This is a genomic window from Polaromonas sp. Polasp52 (genome assembly GCF_059491565.1).
The window spans coordinates 2,896,756-2,911,984 of the sequence record NZ_CP168513.1; the positions used below are offsets into that span (position 1 = coordinate 2,896,756).

The window sequence follows — 15,229 nt, forward strand, 5'->3', positions numbered from 1 at the left end:
CCCATGAAAAACATTCTTCGTCCCGCACTCGTGCTGTTTGCCGTGCTGACCCTGGCCACCGGCGTGGCCTACCCGCTGGTGGTGACTGGCACGGCCCAGACCCTGTTTCCGAAACAGGCCGGCGGCAGCCTTGTCATTCGTGATGGCAAGCCGGTGGGTTCCGCGCTGATAGGCCAGAACTTCAGCGACCCCGGCCACTTCTGGGGCCGACCCTCGGCCACGGGCCCCATGCCCTACAACGCCGCAGCCTCCAGCGGCGCCAACCAGGGACCGCTCAATCCCGCGCTGGTCGATGCCGTCAAGGGCCGCATCGCAGCGCTCAAGGCGGCCGATCCCGGCAACAGCGCCCCTGTGCCGGTGGACCTGGTCACGGCCTCGGCCAGCGGGCTGGACCCGCACATCAGCCCGGCCGCGGCGCTTTACCAGGCGGCCCGCGTGGCCAAGGCGCGCAATCTGCCGCTGGAAAAAGTGCGGGCCCTGGTCGGGCAGCACACCGAGCAGCCTTTGCTGGGCTTTCTGGGCGAGCCCCAGGTCCATGTGCTGCGGCTTAACCTGGCGCTGGAGGCTTTGCGTTAAGCCGATACCATGAGGCACGTTTAGAAAATCCATGGCCAGCTTTCCCGATTCCCGCCCCGACCCCGACGAGCTCCTGGACCGCCTGCGCGGCGAGGAGGAGAAAGCGCGCCGGGGCCGTTTGCGCATTTATTTCGGCGCCAGCGCCGGCGTGGGCAAGACCTACGCCATGCTGAGCGCCGCGCAGCGCGAGCGCAAGGCCGGCCGCGATGTGCTGGTCGGTGTGGTGGAAACCCATGGCCGCAGCGAAACCCTGGAGCTGCTGGCCGGGCTGGCGCAACTGCCCTTGCGCGAGGTGGCCTACCGCGGGCGCACGCTCAAGGAGTTCGACCTGGACGCGGCGCTGGCGCGCAAGCCGGCGGTGCTGCTGGTCGACGAGCTCGCGCACAGCAATGTAGAGGGCTCGCGCCACGCCAAGCGCTGGCAGGATGTGCATGAGCTGCTGGAGGCCGGCATCGACGTCTGGTCGGCCGTCAATGTGCAGCACCTGGAGAGCCTGAACGGCACGGTGGGCGCCATCACCGGCATACGTGTGCATGAAACCGTGCCGGACACGGTGCTGGACGGCGCCGATGAAATCATCCTGGTCGACGTCACGCCCGACGAGCTGATGGCGCGGCTCAAGGCCGGCAAGGTCTACATGCCCCAGCAGGCCGAGCGCGCGGCGCAGAATTTTTTCCGCAAGGGCAATTTGATCGCGCTGCGCGAGATCGCGCTCAGGCGCACGGCCGAGCATGTGGAAGACGACGTGCGCAGCTACCGCGTCGAAAAATCCATCACCCCGGTCTGGAACACCGAAGGCGCCATCCTGGCCTGCATAGGCCCGCGCGAGGGTGCCGAGCAGACGGTGCGCACGGCCGCGCGCCTGGCCGGCCAGCTCAATGTGCGCTGGCATGCGGCGTATGTGGAAACGCCGCGCCTGCAGCTGCTGGAGGTCGCCAGCCGCGACCGCATCCTGGCGGTGATCCAGCTGGCCGAAGAGCTGGGCGCGGCCACGGCGGTGCTGACGGGCGGCGATGCCGCCGCGGCGCTGGTGGCGCAGGCCCAGCAGCTCAATTGCGCCACGCTGGTGGTGGGGCGGCCGCAGCTGCCGGGCTGGCGCGCCCTCTGGCGCGGCCCCAGCATGACGCGCCGGCTGGCCATGCTGGCGCCCACCCTGGACATTGTGGAGGTGGGCCACGCCGACAGCGCGCGGCGGCTGGCGCGCGCGGTGCAGCGCTCGGCCGAGGATGAGGAAGCCGCGGCCTGGCGCGGCAAGCTGGCCGGTTATGCCTGGGCCGCGGCCGCCAGCGCGGCCATCACCGTTCTGGCCCACCCCTTGCTGAATTTTTTTGACCTGGCCAACATCGTGATGCTGTTCCTGCTGGGCACGGTGCTGGTGGCGCTGAAGTTCGGGCGCGGGCCGGCGGCGCTGGCGGCCTTTCTCAACGTCGCGGCCTTTGATTACTTCTTTGTGGCGCCGCGACTGTCCTTCGCCGTCAGCGACGTGCAATACCTGGTGACCTTCGGCGTGATGCTGGTGGTGGGCTTGCTGACCGGCCAGCTCACGGCGGGCCTGCGTTTCCAGGCGCGCATCGCGGCCAGCCGCGAGCGCCGCGCGCAGTCGCTGTTCGAGCTCACGCGCGACCTGTCGGCGGCCTTGCTGAGCGAGCAGGTTGTGGAACTCGGCGAAGCGGCCGCGCAGCGCAACTTCGGCGGGCAGGCGCTGGTGCTGGCGACCGACGGCCACGACCAGCTGCTGCCGCCGGCGAAGCCGCCCGCGGATTTTGACGCCAGCGTGGCCGATTGGGTGTTTCGCAATGAACAGCCGGCCGGGCTGGCCACCGCCACGCTGTCGGCCCAGGCCTGGCATTACCTGCCGCTGAAGGCGCCGATGCGTGTGCGCGGCGTGCTGGCCGTCAAGCCCGCGCAGGCGCGCTGGCTGCTGATTCCCGAGCAGGTGCAGCAGCTCGAGACCCTGGCGCGCCAGGTCGCGATCGCGCTGGAGCGTGTGCATTACGTGGACGTGGCCCAGCAGGCGGTGGTGCAGATGGAGTCCGAAAAACTGCGCAACATGCTGCTCGCGGCGATCTCGCATGACGTGCGCACACCGCTCACCGCGCTGATAGGCCTGGCCGATTCGCTGCAGCGCACGGCACCGCCGCTCAGTGAAGAACAGTCGCAGGCGGCGCGCGCCATTGCCGGCGAGGCGCGCCACCTGAGCGCGCTGGTCAACAACCTGCTGGACATGGCGCGGCTGCAAAGCGGCGCGGTGAACCTGCGCAGCGACTGGCAGTCGGTCGAGGAAATCGTCGGCTCGGCGATACGCCAGGCGCAGCATGCGCTGGCCGGCCGGGCCGTGGTGACTGCATTGCCGGCCGACCTGCCGCTGGTGGAGTTTGACGCGGCGCTGATGGAGCGTGTGCTGGTCAACCTGCTGGAAAATGCCGCCAAGTACGGCCAGCCGCCCATAGAGGTCCGTGCCGAGGTGACGGACACGGCCTTGCTGCTGGCGGTGCGCGACCATGGGCCCGGCCTGCCGACCGCGCTCAAGGGCCGCGAGCAGGAGCTGTTTGAAAAATTCACGCGCGGCGAGGCCGAGTCGGCGACGCCGGGTGTGGGCCTGGGCCTGGCCATTTGCCAGGCGGTGGTGCAGGCGCACCGCGGGCAGATCACGGCCGCGAGCCTGCCGCAGGCGGCCGGCGGTGGTGCAGAATTCAGCATCACCCTGCCGCGGCGCCCGCCGCCCCAGGGCCTGCCCGAAACCGCCTGATCACACCATGTCGCATCCCGCACCCGTTGCCATCGTCATTGAAGACGAGCCGCAGATACGCCGTTTTGTGCGCGCGGCGCTGGAGGCCGAAGGCTGGCAGGTCTTTGAGGCCGACACCGCCCAGCGCGGGCTGACCGAGGCCGGCACGCGCAAGCCCGACCTGCTGGTGCTGGACCTGGGCCTGCCCGACGGCGACGGCCTGGAGGTGATTCGCGACGTGCGCGGCTGGTCGGCCGTGCCCATCGTGGTGCTCTCGGCGCGCACCGACGAGGCCGACAAGATCGCCGCGCTGGATGCCGGCGCCGACGACTACCTGACCAAGCCCTTTGGCGTGGGCGAGTTGCTGGCCCGGGTGCGCGCCAACCTGCGCCGCCCGCGCGGGGCCGGCACCGACGGCACGCCCGAGGAGCCGCTGTTCAGCTTCGGCGAGGTGGAGGTGGACCGCCAGGCGCGCCTGGTGCGGCGCGCCGGCGTGGAAGTGCACCTCACGCCCATCGAATACCGCCTGCTCACGGTGCTGGTCGGCCATGCCGGCCGGGTGCTGACGCACCGGCAGCTGCTGCGCGAGGTCTGGGGCCCCTCGCATGCGGGGCAAAACCACTATTTGCGCATCTATATGGGCCATTTGCGCCAGAAGCTCGAAGCCGACCCGGCCCAGCCCAAACACCTGCTGACGGAAACCGCGGTGGGTTACCGGCTTTGGGTGGGCTGATGGGCTGAGTGGGACAATAAGCGGCGATCCGGCCGCCCAGGCCGCTTTAAAAGTACCCAGCAAATGCAAAACCCCCTCAAACCCGGCGCCGGCCCCAAACCCGTGGGCGCCGCTGTTCGCATCCCCAAACAAGCCGCCGCGCCGGGCGTGCCCGCGGCCACCGTGCGGCTGAACAAGCGCATGGCCGAACTGGGCCTGTGCTCGCGCCGCGAGGCCGACGACTGGATCGCGCGCGGCTGGGTGCGCGTGAACGGCGCGCCCGCCGTGATGGGCCAGCCCGTGGCCGTGGACGCGCGCATCGAGGTCGACCGCCAGGCCGAGCAACAGCAGCGCCTGCAGGTCACCATCCTGATCAACAAGCCGGTGGGCTATGTCAGCGGCCAGGCCGAGGACGGCCATGAGCCGGCCGTGGCGCTGGTGCAGCCGCAAAACCGCTGGCGCGAATGCAACAGCCGCATGCGCTGGGGCCATGAACAACTGCGCGGCCTGGCGCCGGCCGGCCGGCTGGACATCGACTCCATAGGCCTGCTGGTGCTGACGCAGGACGGCCGCGTGGCGCGCCAGCTGATAGGCGAAGACTCCGAGATTGAAAAAGAGTACCTGGTACGGGTCAGCTACGGGCCGGAAACCGTCAATGTGCAGGCCTTGTTCCCGCCCGAGAAACTGGCGCTGCTGAACCACGGCCTGAGCCTGGACGGCCAGGCGCTGCGGCCGGCCCAGGTCTCCTGGCAAAACCCCGAGCAGCTGCGTTTTGTGCTCAAGGAGGGCAAAAAACGCCAGATACGCCGCATGTGCGAGCAGGTGGGGCTGCTTGTGACCGGGCTCAAGCGCGTGCGCATAGGCCGGGTCAACCTGGGGCATTTGCCGGTGGGCCAGTGGCGTTATCTGGCGCCGCACGAGCACTTCTAGGGGCCTCTTAAACCTTGCGCGGCGCAGGGTCGGCAGGTACTGCCCTGTCCTACCTGCATGCAGGCCAACGGATGGCAGCACCCGCCCGGCAGCGGCCTAAAGTGGGCTTCATGGCACTGATTACTTACCTGGTCGAAGACAACGAGATCGTCCTGGAAAACCTGATGGAGGCGCTCCAGGAAATCGCCGCTGTCCAGGTCACGGGCCATGGGGCCACCCAGGCCGAGGCCAGCCAGTGGCTGAGTTCGCACAACGGCGAGTGGCACCTGGCCATCGTCGACCTGTTCCTCAAGGAAGGCAACGGCCTGGGTGTGCTGGCGGGCTGCCGCAAGCGCGAGCCCTACCAGAAGGTGGTGGTGCTCACCAACTACGCCACGGAAGAAATCCGCCGCCGTGCCGCGGATCTGGGCGCCGACGCGGTGTTCGACAAATCCAGCGAACTGGAGGACTTGTTCGCCTACTGCGCGGAACAGACCTCCCATGAAGCGGAGCCGGAAAACCGGCAGGCCCAGCTCCTGGCGGTGTCGCGCCTGCGCGCGGCGGTCGCCGCCCCGGCGCCGCACAGGACGCCGTCACGGGGTTGAGCGGCAGGCCTGGCGGGCGGCGCGGCGCCCCGCAGCTGTTGCGGAACCGGCTGCAAAGACAGTAAGCTCGCGCCCACAACCATGGAGGGATCACCGATGCGCGCTTACCATCCTGCCGAGGGGAGCTTCACTTACTCGCTGGCCCGCGTGGCGGCGGCCTGCAGTCTGGCGCTGGCGGCCGGCGCCGTGCAGGCCCAGGCCGAAGCGCCGCCTCCGATCACGCCGGCCGTGGCCGCGCAGATCGACGCGCTGGTTGCCGAATATGTGCCCGGCGCCTTGCCGGGCCTGCAGCTCGCGGTCGGCAGGGGCGGCGCCGTGCTGTACACGCGCGGCTATGGCGCGGCCGATGTGCGCGCCGGTGTGCCCATGACGCCCAGCACGCCGGTGAAGATAGGCTCGGTCACCAAGCAGCTCACGGCGGCCGCGCTGCTCAAGCTGCAGGAGCTGGGCAAGCTCTCGCTGGCGGACCCGCTGTCGCGCTGGATACCCGAACTGCGTTACCAGCCGGACCCGACGATTGCCCAGGTCATGGGCATGGTGGCGGGCATTCCCGGCGCCGAGAAAGACCCCGACGACCTGCTGCTGGACGGCATGCCGGCCGTGCTGCAGGAGCCGCCCCTCAGCCGGGCGAGGCTGTTCGCCAACATGCAGGCGACGGGCCTGTTCGCCGCGCCGGGCACGGCCTATGACTATTCGAATGCCGGCTACATCGTGCTGGGCCGCGTGATCGAACGCGCCGGCGGGCAACCGCTGGAGGCGGCTTACGCGCAGCTGCTGTTCAAGCCCGCGGGCATGGCGGCCTCCTACCTGATGGGCCCGCAGCCGCGGCCCGGCGTCGCCATCGGCCACTACCGCGTCAAGCCCGGCGACGCCTGGCGCGTCTGCCCCGACCTCAATTCGGGTTTTGACGCGACCGGGGGTGTGGTCTCCACCGCCTCGGACATGGTGCGCTGGAACGGCGCGCTCAAGAGCGGCGCCGTGGTCTCGGCGGCCAGCCTGGCGCGCATGCGCACGCCGGCCGCGCTGGGCGGCGGCAAGTTCGCGCCCATAGGCATGGGGCTGGCGGCGCTGGGCGGGCCGGGCAGCTACGGCGCGGCCGGGCAGACGGTCAGCTTCGCCGCGGCCAACGCGAGCTACGGCAGCGGCTATGACGTGGTGTTGCTGGCCAACGGCAGCAACACCATTGGCGACGCGGCCTACCCGCGTTTTGTGCTGGCCGCGCGCATCCACAATGTGCTCAACCCGGGCGCGCCCGAACCGGTGCCGGCGCTGCCGCCCGGCGGCGGTATCGTCGAGCCGGTTGCGCCGGCGGAGCTGTTCAGCCTCTGCAAATAAGCGCGCCGCAACATTCGCTGGCGCGTGCGGGGCCCTGCCCCCACAATCGGGCATGTCTACACCCGAGCAGCCCGGCAGCGCGCCGGCTTCCGCGCCACCTTCTTTCCCCGGCGGGTTGCTGCCCACCTGGCTGCATGTCTCCGACATCCAGGGACTGGCGCAGCTCGCCACCCAGGCCACCCTGGGCGTCACGGGCCTGGCCGAAAGCGTGCAGGGCAATGTCTACAAAGCTGTCGCCAAGCCCTTCGGCCCGCTGGGCGCGAAGTTCATAGACCGCATGCCGGGCGGCAGCGGCGTGCGTGCGCGGGGCATCACCGGCCTGGTCTACGGCGGCATCAAGGGCGTGACGCGGCTGGCCGGCGGCGCGGCCAACGCGCTGCTGTCGCGCGCCGCGGTGCCGGCGGACCAGCGCCCCTCGACGCCGCAGCGCGAGGCCATGCTGTCGGCGCTCAATGGTGTGCTCGGCGACCGTCTGCTGGAGACGGCCAACCCGCTCGTGATTCCCATGCGTTTGCGCTCAGCGGGCCAGCCGCTGCTGCTGGAGCCGCAGGCGCTGGCCGGGCGCTTGCCGGGCGCGGGCGGCAAGCTGCTGGTGATGCTGCACGGGCTGTGCATGAACGACCTGCAGTGGAACAGCGATGCGCCTGCCGGTGGCCACGGGGAACAGCTGGCGCGCGAGCTGGGCTACACCCCGCTTTATTTGCACTACAACACCGGCCTGCACACCTCGGACAATGGCGAGCAACTGGCCGGCCTGCTGCAGCAACTGGCCAAAGCCTGGCCGCGGCCGGTGGAGGAGATCACGCTGCTGGCGCACAGCATGGGCGGCCTGGTCGCGCGCAGCGCCTGCCACCAGGCGGCTGCGGCCGGCTACAGCTGGCTGGCGCAGCTCAAGGCCCTGGTGTTCCTGGGAACGCCCCACCACGGCGCGCCGCTGGAGCGCCTGGGTAGCTGGGTGGATGGCGTGCTGGGCGGCAACATCGTGACCAAACCCTTCGCGAAGATCGGCCAGTTGCGCAGCGCCGGCATCACCGACCTGCGCCACGGCAATCTGCTGCGTGCCGACTGGCACGATGCGGCGCGCTTCGAGCGCAGGCCGGACACGCGCCAGCCCGTGCCTTTGCCGGCCGGCGTGGCCTGCTACACCGTGGCGGCCACCACGCTGGCGCCCGGCAAGGGCGCCATGGTGGCGGTGCGGGAGGCGCTGGCGCGCAAGATGGTGGGTGACGGCCTGGTGTCGCTGGACAGCGCGCTGGGCCTGCATGCGGAGCCGGGCCGCTGCCTGGCCTTTCCGCCCGAGAACCAGTGGATTGCGCAGGGCATGAACCACCTGGAGCTGCTGAGGCGGCCGGAGGTGACGCGGCAGCTGGTGTCCTGGCTGGGTGGCCGGCCCTCCTAGCCTTTGTTGCGGACGAATGCAGGGCAACTGGGTGCCGCTAGCGAGTGCTCACCACGAAATCGTCAATTCCACCGGTTCCAGGGAATGCATGGGCTTGCCCGCCACCACGGCCAGGCGGTTGCCGGCGGAATCGGGCAGGGTGTTCATGCGCTGCGTTTGGCCGCTTCTGCTGGCTGAAGCGCTGGCAATGGCCTTGACGTCCACCGTGGCCGGGCAACTGATACGCAGGGTTCCTGCATTGCCGTCGGGCTGTCCGCGGTGGGTGCAGCGATGGTCAGCCGTCACGGCTTCACTGAAAGTGCGCAGCACGATGGTCACGTCAAAGGAGCCGGAAGCCGTCTGCGCCTGCGCCGCGCCGTGAAGCCCCAGCAGGGACTGGATGGACAAGGCAAGGACAAAGGCAAATTTGACGGTCTTCATGGCGCAACTCCTTCAAGAGGATGAGCTGTTGCGGTCCATGCTAGCGAATCTGATAATTTGAAGCAATTGGTAAAATTAACAATAAAACTGTTAATTGGTGATTTTTCACACAAATCACCGGCTTAATTTGATTTCTTCTTCAAATTAATAGTTTTTGCAGGGATTTTTGGCAATAAAACAGGCGTTTTATCAATTTTGCGGCAGCGAAAGGCGGCAAAAATGCCGCGTCTGGGCGGCGGCCGGTGGGCTTGATGGATGCCCGGGCGGGCGCCCCACCCTAGTAAGTGATGGTGACCGTGACCCCGGTCTGGGTGGCGGTGCAAGTGCCTGTTGAACAGGTGCCCGCCTGGTTGGCCGCGATGCTGCCCGTGACCGTATACGGCTGGGCGAAGCCGGTCCCTGTTGTGCCCGTGCTGCTGAGCGCCAGGGTGTAGTTGAGGCCCAGCAGCGTGCCGGAGGTCGGCAAAAGCGCCAGGGTATAGGGGGTGCCGCGCGTGCAGTCCACCGTGAAATTCATGGTGGCGGTCTGCGGTGTGGCTACAAAAGAGGTGTAGTTCAAGGTCAGCGTGGAAGGTGAAATCGCGCCGGGCGCCGCGTTGCCGGAAGCGACCTGGCCCACGAAGCACTGGGCGGTGATGCTGACCGTCGGCGTGAAGCTGGCGGTTGCGACAACGGCCCCGGCGGTGGTGAGCTGAAGGCTGGTGATGAAGGTCTCGTCAAAGATCCCTGCGTTGTTGCCGGTTTGCCCCGCACCCACCCGGAAGTCGTAAGTCAGTGGCACGCTGGCGCTCAGCGCGGCGCCGAAATTCAATGTCCCGTTCACGCGCCCGGTGCCGGTATTGATCCAGTCGGTCGTGGTCCCACTCTTGTAGACGCTGACATCGAGCCGGTCGATGTTGGTGGTTCCTCCCCCATGGCGGAAAACCCGGCGGGTGAGGCCTGTTCGGCTGCCGTAGTCGATGCTGACCCAGTAGGTCGTGCTGGTGGGGTCCGTCGACAGCCGTGTGCAGTTCACGGTGATGGTGCCGCTGGCATTGGCGTTGGTCCCCTGCCCGTTGGTGTAATTGAGGTTGACCGACGTGGTGGTGAGCGTGCAGGTGATGGCAGCCTCGGCCTGCAGCGCACAGGTGCACAGCAGGGCGGCCAGGGCGAGGCGCAATACATAAGAGACACTCATCGATGACTCCGTGACATCGCCCAGGCCTTTGCGAGTGCGACGACTGTTATCCGGTGATAGTAACGTCTTGTAGCAGTATCGTGAATGGTGTCGTTTTGCGCCGTTTTCGAAGACCCAGGCACCGCAAATTCGTGACAAAAGTCACACTGTACGGGCCGATGGGCTGCCAGGATGCCGGCGTGCGAGGCCCTGGGGTGAAAGCGGCTCAATAGCTGATGGTCAGGGTCCGCGTCTGCGGCGCGCTGGTGCAGCTGCCCATGCCGCAGGTGCCGGACTGGCCGCCCGGGATGCTGCCGTTGATCGTGAAATTCTGCGGAAAGCCCGTGCCGGTCTGCCCGGCCAGGGTGCTCAAGGACAGGGTGTAAGTGAGCGTGAGCAGGGTTCCCGTCGTTGCGTCCAGGGCCATGGTGTAGGTTTCGCCCTGGGTACAGCGCACGGCATAAGCCGTGCTGGCCGTGGCCGCGGCCGCCTGGAACGAGGTGTAGTTGAACTGGATGTTGCCGGGCGGCGTGCTGAGCAGGCAGACGGACTGGTTGTTGATGCTCACGGGGAAAGTCGGAAAGACGTCCGTATTGCCGGGGCCATTGTCATAGCGCAGGCGCATGGTCACGGTGTCGGTGAAGATCTTGGCGTTCTTGTTGAGCCCGGCCGCGATGCGGCTGTAGAAGACATGCGTGGCGCTGGCCGTCAGGGCCGTGCCGAAGTTGATGGTGCCTGCGAAATCCGTGGCATTGGTATAGCCCCATTCCCCGATACCCGGCGCCGTTCGGAACAGGTCATAGGCGATCTGGTTGGCCGTGCCGGTGCCGTTCACCGCCTGGTTGCTGCTGCCTGCGCCCGGGTTGAAGCCGTCGTCGGCCCGCAGGGTGTAGGCCGAGGTGGTCGGGTCCGCGGGGCCGCGTGTGCAATTGATGGTCACGGTCCAGGCGCCGTCGGTGGGGTTGGGGTCGTTCTCAAAGTACACCATCTGCACGGGTGTCGCGGTGGCGTTGCAGACCAGCGCGGCCATGGCCGGCGCCGCGCCCAGCAGGGACAGGCCTGCCGCCGCGGCGCCAATGCGCCAGGTTTTCATGAGATTCAAGGTTTGACTCCTGGGCAGTGGACCGGGCCCACGCGGGTGATGTCTTCGAGGCTGCCGGGCGGCAGCTCGACGCTAAAGGTGCAGCTCGCGCCATTCCATTTCAGGCGCAGGCTGTTGGTGGTTTGCAGGCCGGTGACGAAGGCTTCGCCGCGCCGGGCGACAAAAAACTCCTTCTTGTCCCCGACCAGCTCGATTTCGGCGCCGGCCGGCGCGGGCTCGCCATTGTCAAGCACGATGCGTATCAGGGCGCCGCGGCCCGAGCGCACGGGGAAGCTGATCTTGACCGCGCCGCGCAGGGCCGGCACGGCCTCACGCTCGATGGAGTCGAGCTCGGCGCTGATGGGCAGCTCGGTCGGGTCCAGCCGCACGCTGTTGCGCTGGAAGGGCAGCAAGCGCGGCAGCAGCGCGATGCCCTTCTCGTCGGTGCGGGTCAGCGTGCTGCCCTGAAAGCCCACGCCGACATTGGCGTAGCCCGGCACTTCGACAATGGCGAAACTGTCCTGTACCCGGCGTGTGGCGAACGCCTGGCCTTCGGCCATCACCAATCCCCCAATCAGGCCCAGGCGCAGGTTCTGCTGGGTCTGCCCCGCGCTGACGTCGGCTGAAAACAGGCCTTTGCTGCCCTGGTAGTAGGCGCCGCCCTCGGTGTAGCCGCCGTCGGCGCGCGAACCCAGCGCCGTGCGCCAGCCCCAGCCGGTCTCTGCGCTCAGGGCCCGGCTGGCATTCACGTAACTTTCGGTGGTGCCGCTGCGGCGGGTGACGCCTGAGGCAATCGTGACGCGGTTTTCCAGCGGCACGATCAGGGTTGCGCCCACCGAGGTGCCGGTGGAGATTCCGCTGAGCCGTGTGGCGCTGAGCGTTAGCGCGCTGTGCGGCCCGAGCCGCATGGTGTAGTTGACGCTGAGGGTGTCGAGTTTGCCCAGGTCATAGTTGTCAAAGCCCGCATAGCTGATGTTGAAGGCCCCGAACTTGTCGGTGCTGTAACTGTAGCTGGCGGTGGTCTGCAGCCGCGGCATCGGGTTTGCCGTGTCTATGCCCAGTTGCCGGTAGCCGCGCGAGGCGCCTTCGGCGCTCAGCGAGACGCCGTGGCGCAAGCCGGTGCGCTCTATGCCGACCAGCCAGTTGTGGCCGCGGCCGGCGGTGTCGCTGCGGCTGAAGGAGACCGCGGTCTGGCCCAGCATCTGGAAGGGCAGCTCATAGCTGGCGCCCGCGCCCACGCGCGCCAGCGGCCGGGACCATTCGCCGTTGGCCTCGACGGTGATGCTTTTGGTCAGGCCCTGGCGCCACAGGCCCGACACAAAGCGCGGGCCGTAGTCGGCGTTCTCGATGCCCAGCTGGTTGCGTATGGCGCCCAGCTCGAAGCTCCAGTCGCTGAGGTTTTCCTCCAGCAGGTTGGCATTGCTGAAAAAGGACTGGGTGATGACGGTCTCGCGGCCCAGGATGTCGCGCACCACCACCCGCGCCTCGCCGGCGCCCGTCAGCGCGGGGAAGTTGTCTATGCTGAAAGGACCCGAGGGCACCTTGGAGGTCTGCCGCAACGCGTCGTTGACGTAGAGCTCCACGGTGCTGGGCGCGGCCGACAGCCCGGTGACGGTCGGGATGGGCTGGGTGACGAAGCCGGGCTGCAGGGAGAAATTTTTCGCAAACTGCACACCACCGAAGTAGACCGACCGCCCAGAGATGCCGGTGCGCGTGCTGCTGTCGCCCAGGCGCAGGGTGCTGTTGGACTCCAGGAAATTGCGCGTATAGGTGGTTTCCAGCCGCCGCCAGGAGGCCTTGAGCGTCGGGTCCTGGCTCACGAGGTTGCGGCCCACATAGCTGCTGGTCAACAGCCCCCACTGCCCTGAGAACCCGAATTCGGTCAGGGCGCCCAGGTCGCGGGCCACGGTGTTGCCGCCGATAGAGTCGCGGTTGCGGCTGGTGAGGTAGTTGAGGTCGTAGTTGGCAAAGAACGCCGGGATCGACGGCGACAGCGGAGGCCGCATGGCCGACTCCTGCGTCAGGCGCACGGCATTGAAGGCCGAGGGGGAAAACACCAGGTCGACCGACTGCTCGGCAAAATTCAGGCGCGCCTCGAAGCCCGGGATGGATGAGAGGGCATACCAGCGCTGGCCCTGGAAATCAATGTCCTGCGCGCTGGGGCGGCGGTTCAGCCGCCATTCCTCGAAAGCGTCCTCGGGCGCATACAGAATGCCGTTGCGCTCCAGCAGCGTCCAGACGCCGCCCTTGGTGCTGTTGATGAAGACTTCCAGCGGAAGCAGGCGGTCATTGGCGGCGCGGGCAGCGGGCGGCGCATTGGAGGAAGCCGCCACCTGCGCCTGGGCCACAAGGCCGTAACAAAGGACGGCGATGCCTATGGCTACGGGGTGTTTGCGCAGAGCCCATCTACACCTCATGGGATAGGGTGCCCGTCAGGGCAGCGCGATACTGGTCGTCAGGCTTTGTCCGTCGTCAAAGGTCACCACCAGCTGGGCCTGGCCTGCGGTCAAGGCTTGCTCGCCTTTGAGGCTGACGGTTTTACGGGCGCCCGGGAGGATGTAGCTGCCGCCTTCAAAGCGGGCCAGCGTCTGTGGGCCCCGCGTCACGACGGCTTCCCGTATTTGCGCGTAAGCCGAGCCGGTATTGCTGCACTGCAGGGTGAGGGTCTTGGCGTCTGCCGCCTGGTTGGTGCAACTGACCTCGCGCTTGGCCGCCGGCGGGGTGATGAACACCGGCATGCTCAGGGCCAGCGCGATGGGAACCTGAATGCCGGACGCGGGCAGGGCTTCCGGCACCTCGCGGATGATCATGCGGTAGGTCAGCTGCCGGCTTGCATCGGCGGGTTTGAGCAAGGCCAGGCGGACCACCTGCCGTGCCTTGGGCGCCAGCTTGATGATGGGCGGCGCCAGGATCAGGTCTTCCGTCAGCACCAGCTCGTCGGTGCCGTCCGGCTTCTGGCTCCAGGTGTTGATGTCGGCTTGCAGGACGACTTCGGTGTCCGCTTCGTTGGTCAGGGTGACGGCGATGGCGCGATCGCGCGGGGTCATGTAGAGGCGCACGGGTGTCACGGAAAACACGCCGGCCGTGGCGGGGCCCCAGGACGCAAGCAGACTCAGCAGGAGAGCATAGGTGACGAGGCTGCTTCGGCGCTTTGGGACGTTCATCCCTAGAAGGATACCAGCATCTCGATAGATTTCGGCTGATTACCAGCGTGGGCCAGGCGCACGGCCGTGAGCGTTCCGCGGATGTCCTGAAAGCGCAAGCGGGCCTGTTTTTCGATCTCGGCGGCTTCCGGGCCCATGGCATAGCGCCGGCTTTCAAATTCCCAGCCATCGTCGGCTTCATCACCGGCCGAGGCCTGGCGCTGGTCATCCAGCCGGCAGGCCATGCGGGGGGCCGGGTCGTTGCGGGATGCTTCGCTGCGGCAGTAATCGGGCAGCAGGGAGTCGCGGGTGGGGCGGTAGCCTGGCATGAACCGGGAATTCCCCAGGGCGCTGACGTTGCGGACCTGCGCGATATTGACAAAGACGTTGGAGTTGCAGCTGACCTGTATCGAGGTCCCGCCGCTCACCGAGCCCGTGGCGCTGGTGCAGACGTTCGCGGGGTCGCCGCCGTTCAGGTTAATCTGTACCCCGAACTGCCCACCGGCGGTACCGGAGAAACTGCAGACGCCCGCCAGAAGCAGGGAAACACCGAGAGCCAGCTTTGCAAGCGAGCGCATCGGTGTTTTCATGGTCAAGGTCCGCAAGCTCAAGAGCCGGCCGGTATCAGTACGTGATCGTCAGGGTGCGGGTTTTGTTGGTCGCTGCGCTGTTCGAGCAGGCGCCGCCGGCGGTGGCGCACTTGCCGGCCTGGTTGGCGGCAATCGAACCGGTCACCGAGTAAGCCTGGGTGTTACCGTTGCCGGTGCCGCTGGTTGCGCTCAGTGCCAGCGTGTAGTCCAGGTCAACCGCGTCATCGGTCACGGCGGTGGAATCAAGCGCCAGGGTGTAAGGCAGGGTTTTGGTGCACTGGACCGTGAAACCACCAGCGGTGGTTTGAGCTTGGGCCGATGCCTGGAACGAGGTGTAGTTGAACACCACGTCCGAGGTCTTGACGTATTTGCAGGTGCTGGTCAGGTTGATGGTGACATCGAACTGTCCAGTGGCCGTGGCTGCCTGGGCAGGTACGGCGGCGATAGCGGCAAGGCCGAGGGCGATTACTAAAATAAGCTTTTTCATGACTGTTCTCCGGTTGAGTGAGCGAGTGGACGGGGGACAAAATGTGAAGGTGAGTGAACTGTAACTAGGTATTTCATAAAAACGCACA

Annotated in this window: 14 protein-coding genes; 7 read left to right on the forward strand and 7 right to left on the reverse strand. The window is 67.4% G+C overall.

Going from position 1 to position 15,229, the window contains the following annotated elements:
* Positions 1 to 3: 3 nt before the first annotated feature.
* The 7 genes from kdpC to ACEN9P_RS13615 all read left to right on the forward strand — a co-directional run bounded on the left by kdpC (position 4) and on the right by ACEN9P_RS13615 (position 8,264).
* Positions 4 to 576: a potassium-transporting ATPase subunit KdpC gene (gene kdpC, locus ACEN9P_RS13585; RefSeq protein ID WP_477661554.1), complete on the forward strand. Its 573-nt coding sequence runs from the start codon at positions 4 to 6 to the stop codon at positions 574 to 576.
* A 31-nt stretch (positions 577 to 607) separates the two neighbouring features.
* On the forward strand, positions 608 to 3,325 hold the full coding sequence (locus ACEN9P_RS13590) for a DUF4118 domain-containing protein (protein WP_495619543.1): 2,718 nt from the start codon (positions 608 to 610) through the stop codon (positions 3,323 to 3,325).
* A 7-nt stretch (positions 3,326 to 3,332) separates the two neighbouring features.
* Positions 3,333 to 4,037 carry a two-component system response regulator KdpE gene (kdpE, locus tag ACEN9P_RS13595; RefSeq protein ID WP_495619544.1) on the forward strand — a complete coding sequence of 235 codons (705 nt, stop codon included), beginning with the start codon at positions 3,333 to 3,335 and terminating at the stop codon, positions 4,035 to 4,037.
* A 63-nt stretch (positions 4,038 to 4,100) separates the two neighbouring features.
* Complete coding sequence (locus ACEN9P_RS13600; protein ID WP_495619545.1) at positions 4,101 to 4,946, forward strand: pseudouridine synthase; 846 nt, start codon at positions 4,101 to 4,103, stop codon at positions 4,944 to 4,946.
* A 110-nt stretch (positions 4,947 to 5,056) separates the two neighbouring features.
* Positions 5,057 to 5,530, forward strand: coding sequence for a response regulator (locus ACEN9P_RS13605; protein WP_495619546.1), 474 nt, complete (start codon positions 5,057 to 5,059; stop codon positions 5,528 to 5,530).
* 96 nt (positions 5,531 to 5,626) lie between these two features.
* On the forward strand, positions 5,627 to 6,865 hold the full coding sequence (locus ACEN9P_RS13610; protein WP_495619547.1) for a serine hydrolase domain-containing protein: 1,239 nt from the start codon (positions 5,627 to 5,629) through the stop codon (positions 6,863 to 6,865).
* Between the two features lie 52 nt (positions 6,866 to 6,917).
* Positions 6,918 to 8,264: an esterase/lipase family protein gene (locus ACEN9P_RS13615; RefSeq protein WP_495619548.1), complete on the forward strand. Its 1,347-nt coding sequence runs from the start codon at positions 6,918 to 6,920 to the stop codon at positions 8,262 to 8,264.
* 48 nt (positions 8,265 to 8,312) lie between these two features.
* Here the strand turns inward: ACEN9P_RS13615 and ACEN9P_RS13620 are convergent, their stop codons facing one another.
* The 7 genes from ACEN9P_RS13620 to ACEN9P_RS13650 all read right to left on the reverse strand — a co-directional run bounded on the left by ACEN9P_RS13620 (position 8,313) and on the right by ACEN9P_RS13650 (position 15,141).
* The gene (locus tag ACEN9P_RS13620; RefSeq protein ID WP_495619549.1) at positions 8,313 to 8,684 is read right to left on the reverse strand and encodes a hypothetical protein; all 372 of its coding nucleotides are present in this window, start codon (positions 8,682 to 8,684) and stop codon (positions 8,313 to 8,315) included.
* A 277-nt stretch (positions 8,685 to 8,961) separates the two neighbouring features.
* On the reverse strand, positions 8,962 to 9,861 hold the full coding sequence (locus ACEN9P_RS13625; protein WP_495619550.1) for a spore coat protein U domain-containing protein: 900 nt from the start codon (positions 9,859 to 9,861) through the stop codon (positions 8,962 to 8,964).
* A gap of 205 nt (positions 9,862 to 10,066) precedes the next feature.
* Positions 10,067 to 10,933 (reverse strand): spore coat protein U domain-containing protein, encoded by an 867-nt coding sequence (locus tag ACEN9P_RS13630; RefSeq protein ID WP_495622179.1) that lies wholly within the window; start codon positions 10,931 to 10,933, stop codon positions 10,067 to 10,069.
* Between the two features lie 5 nt (positions 10,934 to 10,938).
* The gene (locus ACEN9P_RS13635; protein ID WP_495619551.1) at positions 10,939 to 13,338 is read right to left on the reverse strand and encodes a fimbria/pilus outer membrane usher protein; all 2,400 of its coding nucleotides are present in this window, start codon (positions 13,336 to 13,338) and stop codon (positions 10,939 to 10,941) included.
* A gap of 15 nt (positions 13,339 to 13,353) precedes the next feature.
* Positions 13,354 to 13,968 (reverse strand): fimbrial biogenesis chaperone, encoded by a 615-nt coding sequence (locus tag ACEN9P_RS13640; RefSeq protein WP_495619552.1) that lies wholly within the window; start codon positions 13,966 to 13,968, stop codon positions 13,354 to 13,356.
* Between the two features lie 119 nt (positions 13,969 to 14,087).
* On the reverse strand, positions 14,088 to 14,654 hold the full coding sequence (locus ACEN9P_RS13645) for a hypothetical protein (protein ID WP_495619553.1): 567 nt from the start codon (positions 14,652 to 14,654) through the stop codon (positions 14,088 to 14,090).
* 34 nt (positions 14,655 to 14,688) lie between these two features.
* Positions 14,689 to 15,141: a spore coat protein U domain-containing protein gene (locus ACEN9P_RS13650; RefSeq protein ID WP_495619554.1), complete on the reverse strand. Its 453-nt coding sequence runs from the start codon at positions 15,139 to 15,141 to the stop codon at positions 14,689 to 14,691.
* Positions 15,142 to 15,229 lie beyond the last annotated feature (88 nt).

Excerpts from the sequence above, each read along its gene's own strand:
- ACEN9P_RS13620 (WP_495619549.1), bottom strand. The coding sequence starts at position 8,684 with ATGAAGACCGTCAAATTTGCCTTTGTCCTTGCCTTGTCCATCCAGTCC.
- ACEN9P_RS13645 (WP_495619553.1), bottom strand. The coding sequence starts at position 14,654 with ATGAAAACACCGATGCGCTCGCTTGCAAAGCTGGCTCTCGGTGTTTCC.
- ACEN9P_RS13625 (WP_495619550.1), bottom strand. The coding sequence starts at position 9,861 with ATGAGTGTCTCTTATGTATTGCGCCTCGCCCTGGCCGCCCTGCTGTGC.
- ACEN9P_RS13600 (WP_495619545.1), top strand. The coding sequence starts at position 4,101 with ATGCAAAACCCCCTCAAACCCGGCGCCGGCCCCAAACCCGTGGGCGCC.
- kdpE (WP_495619544.1), top strand. The coding sequence starts at position 3,333 with ATGTCGCATCCCGCACCCGTTGCCATCGTCATTGAAGACGAGCCGCAG.
- ACEN9P_RS13650 (WP_495619554.1), bottom strand. The coding sequence starts at position 15,141 with ATGAAAAAGCTTATTTTAGTAATCGCCCTCGGCCTTGCCGCTATCGCC.
- ACEN9P_RS13640 (WP_495619552.1), bottom strand. The coding sequence starts at position 13,968 with ATGACCCCGCGCGATCGCGCCATCGCCGTCACCCTGACCAACGAAGCG.
- ACEN9P_RS13610 (WP_495619547.1), top strand. The coding sequence starts at position 5,627 with ATGCGCGCTTACCATCCTGCCGAGGGGAGCTTCACTTACTCGCTGGCC.
- ACEN9P_RS13635 (WP_495619551.1), bottom strand. The coding sequence starts at position 13,338 with ATGAGGTGTAGATGGGCTCTGCGCAAACACCCCGTAGCCATAGGCATC.
- kdpC (WP_477661554.1), top strand. The coding sequence starts at position 4 with ATGAAAAACATTCTTCGTCCCGCACTCGTGCTGTTTGCCGTGCTGACC.
- ACEN9P_RS13605 (WP_495619546.1), top strand. The coding sequence starts at position 5,057 with ATGGCACTGATTACTTACCTGGTCGAAGACAACGAGATCGTCCTGGAA.
- ACEN9P_RS13590 (WP_495619543.1), top strand. The coding sequence starts at position 608 with ATGGCCAGCTTTCCCGATTCCCGCCCCGACCCCGACGAGCTCCTGGAC.
- ACEN9P_RS13630 (WP_495622179.1), bottom strand. The coding sequence starts at position 10,933 with ATGAAAACCTGGCGCATTGGCGCCGCGGCGGCAGGCCTGTCCCTGCTG.
- ACEN9P_RS13615 (WP_495619548.1), top strand. The coding sequence starts at position 6,918 with ATGTCTACACCCGAGCAGCCCGGCAGCGCGCCGGCTTCCGCGCCACCT.